Origin of the sequence: uncultured Tateyamaria sp. (assembly GCF_947503705.1) — a bacterium.
Classification (GTDB): domain Bacteria; phylum Pseudomonadota; class Alphaproteobacteria; order Rhodobacterales; family Rhodobacteraceae; genus Tateyamaria.
In genome coordinates this window covers 160,616-177,006 of the sequence record NZ_CANNES010000005.1, presented here as the reverse complement: position 1 = coordinate 177,006, position 16,391 = coordinate 160,616, and the positions used below count along the sequence as shown (strand labels likewise).

Below are 16,391 nucleotides of genomic sequence, written 5' to 3'. Positions count from 1 at the left end.
TGCCTGTACCCGCCCTATGAAACGCCATGACACCTGTGGATGTTGTGTGGAGAACCGCGATTCTCTGACATAGAATCGCCCAGATGTTGTGCTCACCCAGCAAATGACATCGACATATGGCCAATTTGATGGCAGACTAAGACTTATCCACGACTTAGCCACAGCTTTGCTCTGGGTTGCGACGGCTGCGGCGATTGTGGCATTGCCCGACCTTGCAGCAGACAGCCAGAACGAGCGGGAAACAGCGCCATGAACGAGATCACAGCCTTCAATCCAACCGGCGTCGCCGTTCAAGACCCCGAGACGATGCCGCATTCGATCGAGGCTGAACAACAATTGTTGGGCGCGATCCTGACAAATAATGACGTCTATGATCGCGTTGCCGCAATCATTGGGCCCAAGCACTTTTACGACCCTGTGCACGCCCGCATCTTTGAAATCTCGTCGGCCCGCATCGCCAAGAACAATCTGGCCTCTCCCGTGACCCTGAAGGCGTTCATGGAAGACGATGAGGGGCTACAAGAGCTGGGCGGTCCCGCCTATCTGGCCCGTCTGGCAGGGGCAGCGATCAGTGCCTTTGCCGCACGCGACTATGCGCAGATGATATATGACCTAGCCGTGCGCCGCGATCTGATCCTACTGGGCCGCGACATCAGCGCCAAGGCCGCAAAGGTCGATGTGGCCTCCGAGCCGCGCGAACAGATTGTCGAGGCGGAACAGGCTCTGTATCAGCTGGCCGAGCAAGGCACCTCTGACACTGGTTTTCAAAGTTTTCTCAAGGCAGTAACAGACGCAGTTAATGTTGCCAATGCCGCGTATCAGCGTGAAGGCGGGCTGGCAGGTATCTCGACCGGCCTTATCGATATGGACAAGAAACTGGGCGGCCTGCACCCGTCTGACCTGTTGATCCTCGCGGGTCGTCCGTCGATGGGTAAGACATCACTGGCCACCAACATCGCCTTCAACATCGCCAAAGCCTACAAGAAAGGCATCAAGCCCGACGGGTCCGAAGGGGCGATCGAAGGGGGCGTTGTAGGCTTTTACTCCCTCGAAATGAGCGCCGAACAGCTTGCTGCGCGGATCCTGTCGGAGGCTTCCGAGGTGCCCTCTGAACAAATTCGCCGTGGCGACATGACAGAGGCCGAGTTCCGCCGCTTTGTAGATGCGGCCAAGGCGCTTGAGGCCTGCCCGCTTTACATCGACGACACGCCCGCCATTCCCATTGCGCAACTGGCCGCCCGTGCCCGCCGCCTGAAACGGACCCATGGGCTGGACCTTCTGATCGTGGATTATCTGCAACTGGTGCGCGGCGTTGCCGACAACCGGGTGCAGGAGATTGCCGAGATTTCCATGGGCCTCAAGGCCATCGCCAAAGAGCTCAACATACCGGTTATGGCCCTGTCTCAGTTGTCGCGTCAGGTCGAAAGCCGCGAGGACAAACGCCCACAGCTGTCGGACCTGAGGGAATCAGGCTCAATCGAGCAGGACGCCGATGTCGTCATGTTCGTGTTCCGCGAGGAGTATTACAAAGAGCGTGAAAAACCCGGCGATCACGATCTGGAGGCCATGGCCAAGTGGCAAGAAGAGATGGAGCGCCTGCATGGCCGCGCCGAAGTTGTGATCGGCAAACAACGTCATGGACCCATCGGCACTGTTGATCTGAGCTTTGAGGGTCGCTTTACCCGCTTTGGCAACTTGGTACAGCAATGGCAGCAGGGTGGTGATGGCGGCGACGTCGGGTTTTGAGTATTTTTGAAGAAGAGAAGAACATAACCTGTTCTTGACTGGACAGATACGTTTGAGACCCGTTCACTCCGCGTCATGCGCTTCGTTCTTTGCCTTTTGCTGATTTTCGCGACGCCTGTCCGCGCCGATGACAGGACCGAGGTGGATGTCGAGCTCTTTTTGGCGGTCGATGTGTCGCGATCCATGCAGCCCTTCGAGCTTGAGATTCAGCGCCGTGGATATGCAAACGCATTGCGAAGCCGTGAGGTACAAAACGCACTCGCCCGCGGCATGCTGGGTCGGATTGCGATCACCTATGTGGAATGGGCCGGAGCAGGCAACCAGCGTGTCATTGTGCCCTGGACCTTGATCCAGAACCAATCCGATGCGGACAACATCGCGGCACAAATCACCGCTCATTTTGATGAAGGTCTGCGGCGGACGTCAATTTCCTCGGCCATCGATTTTGCGACCACCTCGATTGAGTTAAATGATTTCAATGGCTTGCGCCGTGTCATTGACATATCAGGCGATGGGCCAAACAACATGGGAACGCCGGTGACCGAGGCACGTGACCGCACAGTGGCCCAAGGCATCACGATCAACGGGCTGCCTCTTATGACCCATGGCGCCGATGCCTTTGCCCGTTGGAGCATCCCTGACCTCGACGCCTATTACACCAGTTGCGTGATTGGGGGCCCGGGCGCCTTTGTGTTGCCTGTCACGGATTGGGCCGAATTTGAGGATGCCGTGCGCCGCAAGCTTGTACTCGAAATTGCCGGGCGCCCTGCCCGCCTCTACCGCGCACAGGCTGATGCACCTTATGATTGCATGATCGGTGAGCGTATCTGGGAGCGTAATCGCGACATCTTTGCCCTGCCCTGAGGCAGCGACCGGTACGACACGCGTTTTACCTCTTCACCAATCCGCGTGGGCCTGTCAAAACCGCAGTCATGACATCCGCGACCCTGACAATCGACATCCGCGCCGTTGTGCAGAACTGGCACGCGCTCGACTCGCTCAGCGACGGCGAAACGGGTGCTGTGGTCAAGGCCGACGGCTATGGCCTTGGCGCAGGTATCGTGGGTCGCGCCCTGGCCGCAGCGGGCGCGCGTAGCTTTTTCGTCGCCACCGCAGGTGAAGGACAGAGCCTGCGCCACACCTTGGGTCAGGGCCCTGATATCTATGTGTTTTCGGGCCATATGGAAGGCGACCTGGAGGCGATCCGGGACGGCCATCTGATTCCACTTCTGAACTCGGTGGACCAAATGTTGCGCCATGTGGAGGCGCTGCCAGGGCACCCGTTCGGAATTCAACTCGATACAGGGATGAACCGGCTTGGGATGGAGCCCAGCGAATGGTTCGCCGTCCGCGACATCGCCTTTGCCCAGCGCCCCGCGTTGATCATGTCGCACTTGGCCTGTGCGGATGAACCCGACCACCCGATGAACGCCCACCAACTTGAAGCCTTCCGCTCCATGACTGACGGGTTGGATGAAGTGCCGCGTTCGCTCGCCGCCACGGGCGGCACTCTGCTGGGCCAAGCCTATCACTTTGATATGACCCGGCCGGGTGTGGGCCTTTATGGCGGGCTGCCCTTTGTCGATGCGCGCCCTGTGGTAACCCTTGATCTGCCAATCATTCAGGTCCGCGAGGTCACTGCGGGCGAGCCTGTGGGCTATGGCAACAGCTGGATCGCGCCGCGCGACAGCCACATCGCCACGGTCTCGGGTGGCTATGCCGATGGCTTGATCCGGGCGATGGGCGCCGGGGCCACGCTTTTTGCGGGCGACACGCCTTGCCCGGTTGTCGGCCGCGTGTCGATGGATTTGATCACTGCCGATGTGACCGATTTGGGCCAGATGCCTGACAGTCTGCAATTGATGGGACGGCACCAGTCGGTGGACACCATCGCCGATGCGGCGGGCACCATTGGATATGAGATCCTCACGTCGCTGGGGGCACGCTATGACCGGGTGTATGACACATGAGGCAACTTGCCATCATCGGACGGACCGTCCTTGGGTTGTTGGCGGCCATTGGTCGCGTCAGCCTGTTTGCGTGGGGCGCGCTGACCCACCTGATCCGGCCCCCCTTTTACCCGCGTGAAATAGGGATCGCTCTGTTGCACATTGGATGGCTGTCTCTGCCCGTCGTGGGGCTGACCGCGATTTTTACAGGTGGGGCACTGGCACTACAAATCTATGCAGGCGGTGCGCGGTTCAACGCGGAGGCCGTGGTCCCGCAGATTGTTGCCATCGGCATGGTTCGCGAGCTTGGTCCGGTTCTTGTGGGCCTGATGATCGCGGCACGGGTGACCTCGTCCATCGCCGCCGAGATTGCGACTATGAAAGTGACCGAGCAGATTGATGCCCTTGTCACCCTTTCGACCCATCCGATGAAATACCTCACAGTGCCTCGGGTACTGGCAGGCACGCTGACCGTGCCGTTTTTGGTCGGTGTGGGCGACATTATCGGCATTTTCGGCGGCTACGCCGTGGCAACAGGAACACTGGGCTTCAACGCAGCGGCCTATATCCAGAATACAGTCGATTTCCTTGAGTTCACCGACATTAGTTCGAGCCTCGCCAAAGGCGCTGTCTTTGGTTTTATTGCCACGCTCATGGGCTGTTATTTCGGTATGAATTCAGGGCGCGGTGCCCAAGGGGTCGGTCGCGCCACCAAAGGTTCGGTCGAGGCGGCAGCCGTCCTGATCCTGGCGGCAAACTTCGTGCTCACGGGGGTATTTTTCTCGCTATGATCACACTCGACAACGTCCACAAAAGCTTTGGCAGCAACCATGTTCTGCGCGGCGTGAATCTGCATGTGGCCAAAGGCACGTCCATGGTGATCATCGGTGGGTCCGGCACGGGCAAATCGGTTGCGATCAAGACAGTGCTCGGCCTCGTCATCCCTGACAGTGGTACAATCACCGTGGATGGCACGGACGTGACCAAGGCGGACCGCGACGCCTTTCTGGCGCGCTTTGGGATGCTGTTTCAGGGCGGAGCACTCTTTGATTCACTACCTGTCTGGCAAAACGTGGCCTTTCGCCTGTTGCGCGGCAGTTTGGCCAAGCCCCGCGACGAAGCTCGCGAGATCGCCATCGAGAAATTGCGCCGCGTGGGTTTGACACCCGATGTGGCCGACAGGTTGCCTGCGGAGCTTTCCGGCGGGATGCAGAAACGCGTGGGGCTAGCGCGTGCCATTGCCGCCGAGCCCGAGATCATCTTTTTCGACGAACCGACCACGGGGCTCGATCCGATCATGGCGGGCGTGATCAACGATCTGATCCGCGAGATCGTGACCGAAATGGGGGCGACCACCATGACGATCACCCATGATATGACCTCGGTGCGCACGATTGCCGACAATGTCGCGATGCTCCATGCGGGCAAGATCCGCTGGACTGGTCCGGTCTCGGACATGGATGCGGCGGGTGACCCTTATGTCGACCAATTCATCCATGGTCGTGCCGAAGGGCCGATCGAAGCGGTCCGCTAAGCGCGCGGGCGGTGCACATGTATCGTTGGATTAACCTGACGCTCCTCGTTTTGTTTCCGTTGTCGTGGTTTGCCCCGCTGATGCGCGCCGGGCTTTTGCCGCTCTTCAGCCTCAGTGAAATCTCTGTCATCACCGGGTTGCAGTCGCTTTGGGGGATAGACGTGTTTCTGGCCCTTGTCGTCACGATCTTTGCGATCTTTGCACCCTACCTCAAGACCATCGGCCTCGCACTGATCCATTGGCGCTTGCTCAGCCCGCGCGTGACCCCGGCACTGGCGATTTTGGGCAAACTAGCCATGGCTGACGTCTTTCTCATCGCGCTCTATATCACTTTGGCCAAGGGCATTGGGGTCGGGAGGTTGGAGACGGCATGGGGCCTTTACCTGTTTACCGCATGCATTCTTGCCTCGATCTGGGTGAGCCACGCCACTGAACAAGCCCGCAAAACCCAAGGCGCAAAACAATAACCCTTTGACGCAGGTCGCAGGCTCGGGCACACCCCGCCCATGGCTAAAAACCCCTCATTCTCCTGCGCTTCTTGCGGCACGTCTTTTACCAAATGGTCCGGGCGCTGCGACAGTTGCGGCGAATGGAACACAATCACCGAAGACAAAGGGCTGTCCACCGGACCATCGGGCAAATCCCTTGGCGCCAAGCGCGGCTCTGCCATTACGCTCAGCGATCTGAGGGCAGAGGAAACGCCGCCCCCCCGCACGCAATCCACTATGGGCGAACTTGATCGGGTGCTGGGCGGCGGCCTTGTGCCAGCCTCGGCCATACTTGTGGGCGGCGATCCCGGTATCGGTAAATCCACTCTGCTCTTGCAGGCAGCCGCCCAATTTGCGCGCCAAGGCCTGAAAACGATCTATGTAAGCGGCGAAGAGGCGAGCGCCCAGGTCCGCATGCGGGCGAGCCGCTTGGGCCTGACGGACGCACCGGTGCAATTGGCCGCAGAGACGAACCTGCGCAACATCCTGACAACGCTCGAATCCGAGGCACCCGGCCTGGCCATTATCGATTCGATCCAGACCATGTGGCTTGATACGGTCGACAGCGCACCAGGCTCGGTCTCCCAAGTGCGTGCAGCGGCTCATGAATTGACCACCTTCGCCAAGCGCAAAGGTGTCAGCGTTATCCTTGTGGGCCATGTCACCAAAGAAGGGCAAATCGCGGGCCCGCGCGTCGTTGAACATATGGTCGACACGGTCTTGTATTTTGAGGGCGAGCGGGGCCACCAATTCCGCATTCTGCGCGCGGTCAAGAACCGCTTTGGCCCCGCTGACGAGATCGGCGTGTTCGAGATGACCGGCGCGGGGCTGGCCGAGGTCACCAACCCCTCTGCGCTGTTCCTCAGCGAACGGGGCGAACCATCGCCCGGATCGGTCGTGTTTGCCGGGATCGAAGGCACACGGCCCGTGCTCTGCGAATTGCAGGCGCTTGTCGCTCCCTCCCCCCATGCTCAAGCGCGACGCACCGTTGTGGGCTGGGATGGCGGCAGGCTCGCCATGATCCTCGCTGTATTGGAGGCACGATGCGGCATCCCCTTTGCAGGGCTTGATGTCTATCTAAACGTGGCAGGCGGGATGAAGATCAACGAACCCGCCGCTGACCTTGCGGTTGCAGCCGCTCTTCTGAGTGCACGCGAGGATAGTGCCCTGCCTGCCGACACTGTTGTTTTCGGGGAAATCAGCCTGTCGGGGGCCCTGCGCCCCGCGCCTCAGACGGAAAACAGGTTGAAAGAGGCGCAAAAACTTGGTTTCACCAGCGCCATCGCACCAAAGGGCGGTAAAGCACTGGGTGCATCCGGCATGGCATTGCAACAAATGAGCGACTTGACCGGGTTTGTGGGTGAAGTATTTGGCGCAGGTTAAGCGCTAACGGGCAGAAAAAAGGACAGGACCATGGAAGGGTTCACAATCATCGACGGCGTTGTGGCCGCGGTCATCATCCTGTCGGCTCTGCTGGCATATGGGCGCGGTTTCGTCCGCGAAGCCATGGCTATCGCGGGTTGGATCGCCGCCGCCGTATTGGCATTTCTCTTTGCCCCGCGTGTCGAGCCGCTGGTGCGCGAAATCCCCGTCATTGGCGACTTCATTGCAGACAGTTGTGAACTCAGTATCATCGGCGCCTTCGCCATCGTCTTTGCCATCGCCTTGATCGTCGTGTCCCTCTTTACGCCACTCTTTTCATCATTGGTCCAGCGCTCCGCCGTGGGCGGTGTTGATCAGGGCTTGGGCTTTCTCTTTGGTGTGCTGCGGGGCATCCTGCTCGTGGCCATCGCGTTCTTTGTCTACGATACAGTCATCACTGGCCAGGAATTCACTATGGTCGACGAAAGCCGTTCGGCTGCTGTCTTTGGCCGCTTCACCGGCCAGATCGAAGAGCAGAACCCCGAACAGGCTTTGGGCTGGATCACCCGGCAATATGAAGCACTGGTGGGCAATTGTGGGCAATAACGGCGTCCGCGCCTGAATTGGGCCATCATGGTTTGGATGTACCGCACATGTCCGGGCCGCACGTAAAGGCGGCCCGACATGGCCTCTGGCAACATCCACACACCGTGCGGCACAAACACCAATTTTTGAGGTGAGACGCGTGACTCCTGCAAGCGGGCGCAGTATCAGACACACACGCTCTCAGATTCGAAAGGCTGCCGCCCTTGACTGACGATCTTTCCTGGCCATCGCATCCTTTTGATTTCGCCGCATATGGCGACGACGACAAGCTCAAGGAAGAATGTGGGGTCTTCGGCGTCCTTGGCACACTGGACGCCGCGAATTTCGTGGCCCTGGGCCTACACGCGCTGCAACATCGGGGCCAAGAGGCTGGGGGCATCGTGTCCTACGACGCCGAACAGGGGTTCAACTCGGCCCGTCGCTTTGGCTATGTGCGCGACAACTTCACGTCTCAGTCCATTATGGAAACCCTGCCGGGATCATTGGCCATCGGACATGTGCGTTACTCCACCGCAGGCTCCAAGGGACAAACGGCGATCCGCGACGTGCAACCCTTCTTTGGCGAGTTCGCCATGGGTGGCGCCGCGATTGCGCATAACGGCAACATAACCAATGCAGACGCGCTGCGACGCGAACTAATCGAACGCGGCTCTATTTTCCAAAGCTCTTCCGACAGCGAATGCATCATCCACCTTATGGCAAGGTCGCTGCAACGCAACATCCCCGAACGGATGGAAGACGCGCTGCGCCGAGTTGAGGGCGCGTTTTCGGTTGTGGCCATGACGCGCACCAAGCTGATCGGCGTACGCGATGCCTTGGGTGTCCGCCCCCTGGTGCTGGGCAAGCTCGACACCGGCTACGTGCTTAGCTCCGAAACCTGTGCCCTCGACATCATCGGGGCCGAGTTCGTGCGCGAGATTGAACCGGGCGAGATGGTCGTCATCACAGACAAAGGCGTCGACAGCCGCTTCCCCTTCCGTCCGAAGAAATCCCGTTTCTGTATCTTTGAACACGTCTATTTCAGCCGCCCCGACAGTATACTGGGCGGTCGTTCCGTATATGAAACACGAGAAAACATCGGGCGCGAGTTGGCCAAAGAGGCGCCGATCGATGCCGATCTGGTCTGCCCCGTTCCAGACAGTGGCACACCTGCCGCCATTGGGTTTTCGCTGCAATCGGGCATTCCCTACGCAATGGGTATCATCCGCAACCAGTATATGGGCCGCACATTCATTGAACCGACGGAAAGCATCCGCAACATGGGTGTGCGCCTCAAGCTCAACGTGAACCGTGCCCTGATCAAGGGCAAGCGGGTGATCTTGGTGGACGATTCCGTCGTGCGCGGCACGACAAGCCGCAAGATCAAAGAGATGATCCTGGACGCCGGTGCGGCAGAGGTCCATTTTCGCATCGCCTCGCCGCCCACCGCATGGCCCTGTTTCTACGGCGTGGACACGCCGCAGCGCGAAAAGCTGCTCGCCGCCACCATGTCAGAGGAAGAAATGCGCGATCACCTGGGCGTCGACAGCCTCAAGTTCATATCGCTCGACGGGCTCTATCGTGCTGTCGGAGAGGCCAAGGGGCGCAACGCAAAGCAACCGCAATATTGCGACGCCTGCTTTAGCGGCGAATACCCGGTGGAACCTGCCGACATGATCGAAAAGGGTTTTGAGATGAAGGCGGCAGAATAGCGGCTCTGGCCGGAAACTGTCAGCAGGTCGGGGCAACATGACGTCATGGACCCGATGCCCGCCCCCCTCCTTGACCGCATCAGCCGCTGGCCTGATCCGGCGCAAATACGTCTTCAATCCATGCGCGCCATGTTCCACGATGTGGCCCAAGCCGCAGATGTCGGGCCACTTGATGAAAGTTTGAAATGGGGCCACCCCGCTTGGCGTCCAAGACGCGCGCGTATGGGCAGCACGTTGCGGCTCCACTGGTCCGAGGGCTCCCCAAAATCGCTGATCGCTTTCGTGGATTGTAAAACCAATCTGGCCCAACAAATGCAGACGCGATTTCCCGAAATTCCCACGGACGGTCGGCGCGAGATACGGCTTGCGCTGGATCAAGACCACGCGGATGCCATCTGGCAACTGGCTTATCTCACCTTCACCTATCACAGAGCCAGGCAGGCGGCGGCCCGTTGACCAAAGGGCAATCGGCACCCGACCGCCGATGCCAAAACCGCGCATGGCAGGCGCATCACCCACATGCTAGCGCAAGCTTTCGACCAAGAAAATCGAAGGCAACCATGAGCATTGAAACCAACCTGATCACCGCAGACCTCGCTACCATACGCAGCGCCCTGCGCCTGAACAAACTGGCCCTGATCGGCATCGTGGGCACCCCAGATGAGCGCCGCGCCCTGATCCGCCACGCAGGCGGCGACATCGAGACGCTGAGTGTGGGCGACACGCTCGGGCGCGGCACAATCACAGCCATTTCCGAGGATGCGGTGATGATCGACGGCACACGCGGCCCGACGCGGCTGACGATCCCAGAGGCCCCGCGCCCCGCCGCCGCCGCTTGACGCCCGGCGTGCGCGCAGGCATCAGAGCGACATGACACAAACTGCACTCATCACCGGCGCCTCGCGCGGCCTTGGCGCGGCGCTGGCGCTGGAACTGGCGCCCACCCATCACATCATCGCCGTGGCCAAGACCACTGGCGCATTGGAAGAGCTGGACGATCAGATCACGGCGCTTGGCGGGGCTGCCACGCTCGCCCCTATGGACATCACAACTGAGGCGGCAATGGCCACGCTCTGCCGTGGCATCTTTGAACGTTGGGGCAACCTTGATCTTTGGGTTCATGCCGCCGTACACGCGCCCCCCTTGGCGCCGGCGAACATGATTGACACCAAGGACATGAGCAAATCGGTGGCGACGAATGTGACGGCCACTGGCACGCTCATCACCTATATCGCACCGCTTCTGGGCCAGTCGGGTACCGCGCTGTTCTTGGACGACCTCCGCGCAGGGCAGCCGTTTTTTGGCAGCTACGGGGCCACCAAGGCCGCCCAAATCGCACTTGCGCGCAGCTGGCAGTCCGAAACCGCCAAGACCGGCCCGAAAGTCCATATCGCAACGCCCGATCCGATGCCCACCGCGACGCGCGCCCGCTTCTTCCCCGGCGAAGACCGCGCGCCGTTGGCCGACCCAACGAGCCAAGCCAAACGGATCCTGGCCGAGCTTGGGCGCGACGCCTAGATCCGATGCTGCACCGCCTCGCTCGCTTTGACCGCCCCCGCACCGCTGCCACGGGCGTCATGCAGCGGGTCTATGACCGGGCGGCCTCTGGCTGGCAGGACGGTATCGCGCAGCTTGGCTTTCTCGCGGCCTATGATCATCTGATGGCACAGGTGGACCTGGCGCGTCCCGCACAGCGGGTGCTGGATGTCGGCACTGGTACGGGCGCTTTTGCCACTGCCTGGACCGCGCATCACGGACAGCCCAAGCACCTCACTTTGATGGATATCTCGCCCGCCATGCTCGACATAGCAGCCGCGCGTTTGCCATATGCCGACACGCAGGCCAACGCCTTGGGGGACAAAGTACAAACCCCGCCCCAAGATGTGGTCCTATGCGCCCATGTGATCGAACATCTGGATGATCCATCTTTGGCACTCACGTGGCTATTCGACCGGCTCACGCCAGGCGGCACTCTGGTACTGGCCATGTCGCGACCCCATTGGTGCACCGCACTGGTCCGCTGGCGTTGGGGCAATGCCGCCTACACGCCCACCCAAGCCACGCAGATGCTGCGCGCGGCAGGCTTGCAGGACATCACCCCTCACCGCTTCCCCGGTGGCCCGCCTGCGCGTGTCTCTTGTGGCTACACCGCCCGCCGCCCGCTCTGAACTGCGCCCCCGACGCAACGGTCCCACATCTGTGTTCCAAAAAAGTCCGCGCCGGAGGCTCCTCCGGTTGCCCACTGTCACGCGGCTGGCCTAATAAGGCGCAAAGGGGCGACACATGCGCATTCTCATCACCAATGACGACGGCATCTCGGCACCGGGCCTGGCCGTGCTGGACCAGATCGCCCGCGATCTTGCAGGCCCCCATGGCGAGGTCTGGACAGTAGCCCCCGCGTTCGAGCAATCGGGTGTCGGCCATTGCATCAGCTACACGCGGCCCATGATGATCCAGAAACTCGACGACAAACGCTTTGCAGTCGAAGGCAGCCCTGCCGACTGCGTCCTGGCTGGCCTGCACGATGTTCTACATGACGAAAAACCCGACCTGATCCTTTCTGGCGTGAACCGGGGCAACAACTCGGCAGAAAACGCACTCTATTCCGGCACGCTGGGGGCCGCGATCGAAGGGGCATTGCAAGGCGTTCTCTCAATCGCGATCTCGCAATACTATGGCCCGCGCAATCGCGACCTCGACAACACCTTCGAAGCCTCCCAAGAGCACATCAAAGCAGTGATTGAGCGGATTGTCGCCGCCACGCCCACCGCCAGTGACGGCTATGGGCTGTTTTACAATGTCAACGTCCCGCCTGTGCCCGCCGCCGAGGTCAAAGGGGTCAAGATCGTGCCCCAGGGCCTGCGCCCCGGTCTTGGCTTTCACACTGAGGCTGCCACTGCCCCATCAGGTCGGCAGTTCCTTTGGATCAAGGGCGGCGACCAGCAACGCCCGACCGCGCCGGGCACGGATGCAGCGGTCAACCTGGATGGATACATATCGGTCACGCCCATGCGCGCGGATTTCACGGCGCATGACATGCTCGATCAGTTGAGCGCGATTGCCATATGAGCGACGACGACGATCTCGCCACCCGCAAGATGCAGTTCCTTTATTCCCTGCGCTCCAAAGGGGTGACGGACAAACGGGTACTGCAAGCGATGGAAGAAATCGACCGAGGCCCCTTTATTCGTGGGCTTTTCGCCGAACGCGCCTATGAGGACATGCCTTTGCCTATTGCCTGCGGGCAGACGATCAGCCAGCCATCGGTGGTGGGGTTGATGACACAAGCGCTGAATCTCAGCCCCCGCGACAAGGTTCTCGAAGTGGGCACAGGCTCGGGCTATCAGGCGGCGATCCTGGCGAAACTGGCGCGGCGCGTCTACACCGTTGACCGACACCGCAGGCTGGTGCACGAGGCGCGCGCGATCTTTGACGAACTGGGCCTGCACACGATTACGGCGATCACTGGCGATGGCTCGTTCGGCTTGCCGGATCAGGCCCCTTTTGACCGGATCATCGTGACGGCTGCGGCCGAAGACCCCCCTGGCCCATTGCTGAAACAGCTCAAAGTGGGGGGCATCATGGTTCTGCCTGTGGGCCAATCCGACACGGTGCAAAGCCTGATCCGCGTGCACAAAACCGAAACCGGCCTCGAATATGACGAAATGCGCGATGTGCGCTTTGTCCCCCTGCTCGAAGGCTTGGGTAAAGAGTAAAAGTGGTGTAAAACTCTGCCATCCCGACAATGCCCCCGCTCAGAGGGGTTCGGCAGAGGACGATGCAGATGATCCTGACGCAAAACGCGCGGCGCGCGCCGCTTATTCTGGCCACGTGTGGCATGGCAGTGCTCGCAGGGTGCGATGACCCGCTTGATTTTGACCTGCGTGGTCTGGGCGGCGGATTTACCACATCCCAGGCCGCGCAAACCGCCACTGCGGACAGGCCTCGCCCCGACAGTCGGGGCGTGATTTCCTATCCCAGCTATCAGGTGGCCGTGGCCGAGCGGGGCGATACGCTCGCGGATGTGGCAAACCGGATCGGTCTGCCTGCTGCCGATCTCGCCAGCTTTAACGGGATTGAAACGGATGTGCCCTTGCGTCAGGGCGAGGTGATCGCCCTTCCCCGCCGCGTGGCCGAACCTTCGCCTTCGACCGGGGCCATTGGTACAGGGCCCATCCAACCTTCAGCCGTGGATGTGACGACGCTGGCAGGCAACGCCATCAACAACGCCGCACCCACGCCCGTGGCATCCGCCCCCCGAACGCCATTGCCGCAAACGGGCCAGGAACCGATCCGCCACCAGGTGGAACGGGGTGAAACCGCCTTTACCATCGCGCGGCTTTATCAGGTTCCCGCCAAGTCATTGGCTGAATGGAATGGGCTAGGCGCTGACTTTTCTGTGCGTGAAGGACAGTTCTTGCTGATCCCTGTGGCGCGTGTGGCCGCACCGCGCCGCGACAGCACAAACACCACGCAACCGGGTGCCGGATCCCCGACCCCGACGCCTCCCAGCGCTACGCGGCCCTTGCCCGAGGACGACACCGCCAACCCGCCCGCACCACCACCTTCTGATAAACCCGTCGCCGATGTGGGCGAAACAACGGCCCCCGCCAAAACCACCGAGATGGCGTTGCCCGTCCAGGGCAGCATCATTCGCGGCTATGCCAAGGGCCGCAACGAGGGCATCGACATCAAGGCGGCGCCCGGCACACCGGTCAAGGCCGCTACGGCAGGTACTGTTGCTGCCATCACGAAAAGCGCCGACGGGGTGCCCATTATCGTGGTGCGCCATCCCGGCAATCTGCTGACGGTCTACGCCAATGTAGATCAGGTGCAGGTCGCCAAAGGCGACAGTGTGCGGCGCGGCCAAGCCATCGCGCGCCTGCGCGACAGTGCGGACGAGGCCTATGTCCATTTTGAGGTGCGCGATGGGTTCGACAGTGTCGATCCAAGCCCTTATCTCGAATAAGGCAAAGCGCGGGCAATTGGGGCATTTCGCTTACCTTGAAGGGTAAACCTGCCGCAATTGCCGAAAAATGACCTCGAATTTAACTAAAACGGCACCGTATGGCCCTAACTGCGCCCTCTTGCGCATTCAGAAACAATCCAACGACATGATGTGGATTGGTTTCCGAAGATGGCTGTATTTTATGCCTACACCTTTGCCCTCCAGGGCACACAAACGACGATCAACGGCGCGCCTGTTGACTATGCTTTTGCCCCCAACGGCACCTGGAGCTATAGCGGCGATACCACCTATTTTGTGGTCGAAGAGAACGATGGCGCGACCGTCTTCAACGGCGACGGTGACGTTAACGAATTTGTAGATACCAATGAACGGTTCGGAGGAGCCTGGGAACAGACGGCCTTTGTCGACGGGGTCGAGCGTCAGATCATCTGGGACTATACCTTTACCGTCACTGATGGCACGAACACTTGGCGCATCGGCGTCATTGATGTGGATCTGAACAACGACAACGATCTCAACGACACGGTCGGCGGCCAAAGCGAGGATGGGTTCTTTCTTGTCTTTCCTGACGGTCTGCCCCCGCCCAACACGGACCTGACCACCGGCGGCATTGTCGAAAATGATGACAGCACACCACATGTGGGCCTCGGCGCGACGGTTGTATGTTTTGCCGCAGGCAGCCAGATCGACACGCCCGATGGCCCTGTCCCGGTGGAACACCTCGCCTCCGGCGATCTGGTGCTGACCGCGCATGACGGCCCGCAACCGGTTCAGTGGGCAGGTGCAACGACTGTCGCGGCTCAAGGCGATGCCGCCCCGATTATCATCACGGCAGGAACCCTGGGCAATGACACCGATTTGGTTGTCTCCCCCCAGCATTGCATCTTGCTCAGTGATTGGCGCGCAGAGTTGCTTTACGGTCAGGACGAAGTGCTGGTGCGCGCCGTGGACCTGCTGAACATGGACGGGGTTTACCGCCACACAGGCGGCATGGTCACCTACTGCCATATCCTGATGGAAAAGCATCAGGTTGTGTCGGCCCACGGGATCTGGAGCGAGACGCTCTATCCTGGTTCCGTCGCAATGGGAGCGGTCGGCCCCGCAGCCATGGCAGAGATCGAGGCTCTCTTGCCCGATCTCAGCAGCTATGGCCCCACTGCCGCACCACGGCTGCGCAGTTTCGAGGCGCGCCTGCTCGCAGCCTAAAGGCGGACGCCGCGCCGCCCGGCCAAATCACAGAAATACTGCCACGCGACCCGACCCGACCGCGACCCGCGGGTTGCCTGCCACTCAATCGCCTCGGCCCACAGGGTATCATCGTCTATTTCGACGCCATATGCCCCGCAATAGCCACGGATCATCGCCAGATATTGGTCCTGATCGCAGGCATGAAAGCCCAGCCACAAACCAAAGCGATCCGACAGCGACACCTTTTCTTCGACTGCCTCTGACGGGTTGATGGCGCTGCCGCGCTCGTTCTCGATCATGTCTCGGGGCATCAGATGGCGGCGGTTCGACGTGGCATACAGAATCACATTCTCTGGCCGTCCCTCAATCCCGCCATCCAGCACCGCCTTGAGAGACTTATAGTGCTGATCATCATGGCTGAACGACAGATCATCGCAATATAGGACAAAGCGGGCGGTGTCCGCCTGCCGCAAAACGTTCAGCAAGCGGCCCACCGAAGGCAGATCCTCCCGGTGCAACTCCACGATCTTTAAATCAGGAAATTCTGGATGAAGTGCGCCATGTATTGCCTTGACAAGGCTTGATTTTCCCATGCCTCGTGCACCCCAAAGCAGCGCGTTATTCGCGGCCAGGCCTTGAGCAAATTGGCGGGTATTGGCCAAAAGCGTATCGCGCGACCGCTCTACCCCCAAAAGCAGATCCAGCGGAACGCGAGCCACGTTGTGCACAAGCTCCAGGCGGTCGGGGCCGGTTTGCCAGACAAATGCTCCGGCTGCACCAAAGTCAGGGGCTGCAAGGGGGGCTGGAGACATACGTTCCAGCGCCGCCGCGATGCGGTCCATTGGGTCGTCAATCATC

The 16,391-nt window shown here is 60.5% G+C and carries 18 protein-coding genes; 17 read left to right on the top strand and 1 reads right to left on the bottom strand.

Annotation, left to right across the window (positions count from 1 at the left end; genetic code table 11):
- Positions 1 to 249: 249 nt before the first annotated feature.
- From Q1A44_RS13250 to Q1A44_RS13170, 17 genes are all read left to right on the top strand, one after another.
- Positions 250 to 1,746: a replicative DNA helicase gene (locus Q1A44_RS13250; protein ID WP_299625782.1), complete on the top strand. Its 1,497-nt coding sequence runs from the start codon at positions 250 to 252 to the stop codon at positions 1,744 to 1,746.
- A gap of 75 nt (positions 1,747 to 1,821) precedes the next feature.
- Positions 1,822 to 2,610, top strand: a complete 789-nt coding sequence (locus Q1A44_RS13245) for a DUF1194 domain-containing protein (protein ID WP_299625779.1) — start codon at positions 1,822 to 1,824, stop codon at positions 2,608 to 2,610.
- A gap of 68 nt (positions 2,611 to 2,678) precedes the next feature.
- Positions 2,679 to 3,716, top strand: coding sequence for an alanine racemase (gene alr, locus Q1A44_RS13240; RefSeq protein ID WP_299625776.1), 1,038 nt, complete (start codon positions 2,679 to 2,681; stop codon positions 3,714 to 3,716).
- Positions 3,713 to 4,486, top strand: a complete 774-nt coding sequence (locus tag Q1A44_RS13235; protein WP_299625773.1) for an ABC transporter permease — start codon at positions 3,713 to 3,715, stop codon at positions 4,484 to 4,486. Before alr ends, Q1A44_RS13235 begins: the two co-directional genes overlap by 4 nt.
- On the top strand, positions 4,483 to 5,229 hold the full coding sequence (locus Q1A44_RS13230; RefSeq protein ID WP_299625770.1) for an ATP-binding cassette domain-containing protein: 747 nt from the start codon (positions 4,483 to 4,485) through the stop codon (positions 5,227 to 5,229). The genes Q1A44_RS13235 and Q1A44_RS13230 overlap by 4 nt, the downstream gene beginning before the upstream one ends.
- A gap of 17 nt (positions 5,230 to 5,246) precedes the next feature.
- Complete coding sequence (locus Q1A44_RS13225) at positions 5,247 to 5,696, top strand: paraquat-inducible protein A (RefSeq protein WP_299625767.1); 450 nt, start codon at positions 5,247 to 5,249, stop codon at positions 5,694 to 5,696.
- A 39-nt stretch (positions 5,697 to 5,735) separates the two neighbouring features.
- Complete coding sequence (gene radA, locus Q1A44_RS13220) at positions 5,736 to 7,100, top strand: DNA repair protein RadA (RefSeq protein WP_299625764.1); 1,365 nt, start codon at positions 5,736 to 5,738, stop codon at positions 7,098 to 7,100.
- A gap of 30 nt (positions 7,101 to 7,130) precedes the next feature.
- Entirely contained in the window at positions 7,131 to 7,685 is a 555-nt protein-coding gene (locus Q1A44_RS13215) for a CvpA family protein (RefSeq protein ID WP_299625761.1), read from the top strand.
- Positions 7,686 to 7,888: 203 nt separating this feature from the next.
- Positions 7,889 to 9,376 (top strand): amidophosphoribosyltransferase, encoded by a 1,488-nt coding sequence (gene purF / locus Q1A44_RS13210; RefSeq protein WP_299625758.1) that lies wholly within the window; start codon positions 7,889 to 7,891, stop codon positions 9,374 to 9,376.
- Between the two features lie 54 nt (positions 9,377 to 9,430).
- Positions 9,431 to 9,832: a hypothetical protein gene (locus Q1A44_RS13205; RefSeq protein ID WP_299625755.1), complete on the top strand. Its 402-nt coding sequence runs from the start codon at positions 9,431 to 9,433 to the stop codon at positions 9,830 to 9,832.
- 104 nt (positions 9,833 to 9,936) lie between these two features.
- Positions 9,937 to 10,215 (top strand): hypothetical protein, encoded by a 279-nt coding sequence (locus tag Q1A44_RS13200; RefSeq protein ID WP_299625752.1) that lies wholly within the window; start codon positions 9,937 to 9,939, stop codon positions 10,213 to 10,215.
- A 31-nt stretch (positions 10,216 to 10,246) separates the two neighbouring features.
- Positions 10,247 to 10,894, top strand: a complete 648-nt coding sequence (locus tag Q1A44_RS13195) for an SDR family NAD(P)-dependent oxidoreductase (protein WP_299625749.1) — start codon at positions 10,247 to 10,249, stop codon at positions 10,892 to 10,894.
- A gap of 5 nt (positions 10,895 to 10,899) precedes the next feature.
- Positions 10,900 to 11,544, top strand: a complete 645-nt coding sequence (locus tag Q1A44_RS13190) for a methyltransferase domain-containing protein (protein WP_299625746.1) — start codon at positions 10,900 to 10,902, stop codon at positions 11,542 to 11,544.
- Positions 11,545 to 11,659: 115 nt separating this feature from the next.
- Positions 11,660 to 12,445, top strand: a complete 786-nt coding sequence (surE, locus tag Q1A44_RS13185) for a 5'/3'-nucleotidase SurE (protein WP_299625744.1) — start codon at positions 11,660 to 11,662, stop codon at positions 12,443 to 12,445.
- Positions 12,442 to 13,092 (top strand): protein-L-isoaspartate(D-aspartate) O-methyltransferase, encoded by a 651-nt coding sequence (locus Q1A44_RS13180; protein ID WP_299625742.1) that lies wholly within the window; start codon positions 12,442 to 12,444, stop codon positions 13,090 to 13,092. Before surE ends, Q1A44_RS13180 begins: the two co-directional genes overlap by 4 nt.
- A 68-nt stretch (positions 13,093 to 13,160) precedes the next feature.
- On the top strand, positions 13,161 to 14,345 hold the full coding sequence (locus tag Q1A44_RS13175; RefSeq protein WP_299625740.1) for a peptidoglycan DD-metalloendopeptidase family protein: 1,185 nt from the start codon (positions 13,161 to 13,163) through the stop codon (positions 14,343 to 14,345).
- Between the two features lie 168 nt (positions 14,346 to 14,513).
- Positions 14,514 to 15,551 (top strand): Hint domain-containing protein, encoded by a 1,038-nt coding sequence (locus tag Q1A44_RS13170; RefSeq protein WP_299625737.1) that lies wholly within the window; start codon positions 14,514 to 14,516, stop codon positions 15,549 to 15,551.
- Here the strand turns inward: Q1A44_RS13170 and Q1A44_RS13165 are convergent.
- A complete protein-coding gene (locus tag Q1A44_RS13165) occupies positions 15,548 to 16,390 on the bottom strand; it encodes an ATP-binding protein (RefSeq protein ID WP_299625734.1) in 843 nt (280 codons plus the stop codon). The two genes, Q1A44_RS13170 and Q1A44_RS13165, sit on opposite strands and share 4 nt — an antisense overlap.
- Position 16,391: the final 1 nt, after the last annotated feature.

Bases quoted from the DNA above. Each gene is read 5' to 3' on its own strand.
- Q1A44_RS13180 (WP_299625742.1), top strand. From the start codon at position 12,442: ATGAGCGACGACGACGATCTCGCCACCCGCAAGATGCAGTTCCTTTAT.
- alr (WP_299625776.1), top strand. From the start codon at position 2,679: ATGACATCCGCGACCCTGACAATCGACATCCGCGCCGTTGTGCAGAAC.
- Q1A44_RS13215 (WP_299625761.1), top strand. From the start codon at position 7,131: ATGGAAGGGTTCACAATCATCGACGGCGTTGTGGCCGCGGTCATCATC.
- Q1A44_RS13245 (WP_299625779.1), top strand. From the start codon at position 1,822: ATGCGCTTCGTTCTTTGCCTTTTGCTGATTTTCGCGACGCCTGTCCGC.
- Q1A44_RS13190 (WP_299625746.1), top strand. From the start codon at position 10,900: ATGCTGCACCGCCTCGCTCGCTTTGACCGCCCCCGCACCGCTGCCACG.
- Q1A44_RS13225 (WP_299625767.1), top strand. From the start codon at position 5,247: ATGTATCGTTGGATTAACCTGACGCTCCTCGTTTTGTTTCCGTTGTCG.
- Q1A44_RS13195 (WP_299625749.1), top strand. From the start codon at position 10,247: ATGACACAAACTGCACTCATCACCGGCGCCTCGCGCGGCCTTGGCGCG.
- surE (WP_299625744.1), top strand. From the start codon at position 11,660: ATGCGCATTCTCATCACCAATGACGACGGCATCTCGGCACCGGGCCTG.
- Q1A44_RS13250 (WP_299625782.1), top strand. From the start codon at position 250: ATGAACGAGATCACAGCCTTCAATCCAACCGGCGTCGCCGTTCAAGAC.
- Q1A44_RS13165 (WP_299625734.1), bottom strand. From the start codon at position 16,390: ATGATTGACGACCCAATGGACCGCATCGCGGCGGCGCTGGAACGTATG.
- Q1A44_RS13175 (WP_299625740.1), top strand. From the start codon at position 13,161: ATGATCCTGACGCAAAACGCGCGGCGCGCGCCGCTTATTCTGGCCACG.
- Q1A44_RS13200 (WP_299625752.1), top strand. From the start codon at position 9,937: ATGAGCATTGAAACCAACCTGATCACCGCAGACCTCGCTACCATACGC.
- Q1A44_RS13230 (WP_299625770.1), top strand. From the start codon at position 4,483: ATGATCACACTCGACAACGTCCACAAAAGCTTTGGCAGCAACCATGTT.
- radA (WP_299625764.1), top strand. From the start codon at position 5,736: ATGGCTAAAAACCCCTCATTCTCCTGCGCTTCTTGCGGCACGTCTTTT.
- Q1A44_RS13235 (WP_299625773.1), top strand. From the start codon at position 3,713: ATGAGGCAACTTGCCATCATCGGACGGACCGTCCTTGGGTTGTTGGCG.
- Q1A44_RS13170 (WP_299625737.1), top strand. From the start codon at position 14,514: ATGGCTGTATTTTATGCCTACACCTTTGCCCTCCAGGGCACACAAACG.
- Q1A44_RS13205 (WP_299625755.1), top strand. From the start codon at position 9,431: ATGCCCGCCCCCCTCCTTGACCGCATCAGCCGCTGGCCTGATCCGGCG.